Annotated in this window: 2 protein-coding genes; both read right to left on the bottom strand. The window is 65.9% G+C overall.

Annotation, left to right across the window (positions count from 1 at the left end; all coding sequences use genetic code 11):
* Nucleotides 1-29: 29 nt before the first annotated feature.
* Nucleotides 30-1,778 carry a putative porin gene (locus tag QZY06_RS12420; RefSeq protein ID WP_295684774.1) on the bottom strand — a complete coding sequence of 583 codons (1,749 nt, stop codon included), beginning with the start codon at nt 1,776-1,778 and terminating at the stop codon, nt 30-32.
* 113 nt (nt 1,779-1,891) lie between these two features.
* The coding region (locus tag QZY06_RS12415) for an energy transducer TonB (protein ID WP_295684770.1) at nt 1,892-2,416 on the bottom strand (525 nt) is incomplete at its 5' end.

Genomic DNA, 2,416 nt, shown 5'->3' with positions numbered 1-2,416 from the left:
TGGCGATGGGCGAGCGCACCGTTGCGGCCTCAGAAGCGCGCATTGATATCGAGCTGCAGCAGATCGACGGCGTACGGCGCGCCGCTCGCTTCGGTGGTGCTGAACCACTTCAGAGTCAGCCAGGCGTGGTGCGAGAAGCCCCAGTTGCCGAAGATGTAATAGCCCTTGGAGTTGGTGCCGCCGAGATGGAAATCGGCATCGGTGAAGGCATCGACCACCGAGTCGGTTTCCAGCCGGCGATAGCCGACCAGGAGGTTCCACTGATTGCGTTCGTTGATGTCCGGATAGCCGACCTTGAAGCGCGCCAGATAGGCGAGATTGCCGCCGCTGTAGTTGTCGCCGGAATCGAAGTTGTTGACCGGGCTGAGCGCACGGACCTTGCGGGCGCTGTACGCGGTATTCCAGGCGACATCGCCGGTGAAGCTGGCGTGCAGCGGCCCGCCGATCTTGTAGTCCAGCTCGCCGTTGACATCGAGAATCCTGAACTCCGATGCCAGGCCGAAATACTGGTACTGCGGATCGGTCGAGGTCTGCAGCTGCAGGTTGCGCAGCGCGAACAGCGAATTGCCCTTCTGCAGGTAGGTCGGCCGGCTTTCGTCGCTATCGCAGGAGAAGGCGCTGGTCGGCGCCACGCAAGGCGATGACAGCTCGCCCTGCAGGTTCTCGTAGTCGTAGAAGGCCACCGCGGCCTTGGCGGTCAGGCCGTCGTCGACCTTCCAGTCGACACCGGTCTGGAAGCCGAACATCGAGGCATCGCGGCTGTTGGCCTTGACCGCGCTGGTCGACGGGAAATCGAAGGCAGTGTTCTCGACCACGAAGGCGCCGAAGGTGCCATAGGCGGTGACGTTCTCGCCGATGCCGTGGCTGTAGCGCGTGGCCAGACCATCGAAGCCGAGGTTCTCGTCCCAGACCAGATTGGTCGACAGCCAGGGGTTCGGAATACGCCCGCCATAGACGTTCAGGCCAGTCAGCGGGTGGTAGTTCAGGAACGCGCGATCGATCAGCAGAGTGAACTTGTTGTAGGCGTTGCCGACCGTCTGGTTCGGCGATAGCGGATTGACGTTGTTGCCGGTGGTCAGCCGCACCGAGGCCGACAGATCGTCGGCGACATTGGCCAGCAGGCCGAGGCGCAGACGGAAGCGCGTGGCCTGGCGATCGGCGGTGGTGTTGATCAGCGGCGGCAGCGGCTGGTTGACCGCGCTGGAACTGACATTGAACGGGCTGCCGCTGTTGATCGCCTGATAGTTGATCTGGAACGGATCGTTGGCCTGATCGAGGAAAGCCACGTCTTCGCGCAGGCGCAGATCGCCGTCGAGCTTGATGTTCTTGATCCACTCCGGCAGCGCCGAGGGCTGCGCCCAGTTTTCGGCGCGGGCGGTGGCCAGCACTTCGTCCTTCAGCTCTTCGCGGATGCGCTGCTTTTCCGAGTCCGGCAGATAGATCACGCGCACCCGGTTCTTCGGGTCTTTGGGATCGGCCGGCTTCACGTCGCCGGCGGCCGTCGCTGTTGCAGGTGCTGCGGCGCCAGGCGTTGTCGTTGCCGCCGGTGCCGCGGTCTCGACCTGCGGCTGCGCCGGCTTTTCGGTCTGCAGGCGGCGGATCAGCCGTGCCGCATCGTCCTTGCTCAGCGCATTGCGATCGGACAGCAGGCGGATCAGTTCTTCGGTGACTGTCTCCGCGGCCGCAGGCTTGACGGCGACCGTTGCGACCGGCGCTTCATCGGCGGCGCTGGCATAGCCGGCACCGGCCACGAACAGGGCCGCGATCGCGGTTTTCATCGCAACGGCGACCGGCCTCGGAACGGGCGAGCGGGACGACCCAAGCGTCGGGGAATGCAGCAAAGGCCGGATCGGCTTCATGGCGGGGGCTACAGGTTGGAGGTGCTGCAAGTTCATGTGGTCGTCACCCGGATCACGGCCGGTTGCGGCAGGTCTTTCGGCGGCGGCTCGCTGAGCTTCGGCATGTTCTTCAAGGTGTCCTTGAGGAGACGGTCGAGCTCGGGCCGGCCGGTGGAGCGCAGCAGTTCGACTCGCTCGGTGCTGCCGTCCGGCGCCAGCCAGATCTGCACGGTGATCGCGAAGCGCGCTTCCAGCAGCCGGCGCTGACGCTGCACGGCGCCTTGGGCGCGCTGCTGCAGCAGGGTCGTGTACCAGCCGAGGCGATTGCCGGTGCCGGTGCCGCCACTGCCATCGCCACCGACTCGGTAATCGGCGCCGCCTTCCTTGCCCTGCAGGCCGAAGGCGTCACCGGCGCCGGTGCCCTTGGCGTCGAGCGCCGGCGGGCCGGGCGGTGGTGCTTCCTTGGGCGGCTCGGGCGTCGGCGTGGCCGGCTTGAATTCCGGCACTTTCTGCTTCGGCGGCTCGATCTTCGGTTTCGGCGGCGGGGGAGGCGGCGGAGGCGGAGGCGGCGGCTTGAT

The organism is uncultured Nevskia sp. (assembly GCF_903885465.1).
GTDB lineage: Bacteria > Pseudomonadota > Gammaproteobacteria > Nevskiales > Nevskiaceae > Nevskia.
The sequence above is the reverse complement of the archived record's forward strand: the minus strand, read 5'-3'. Positions and strand labels throughout refer to the sequence as shown.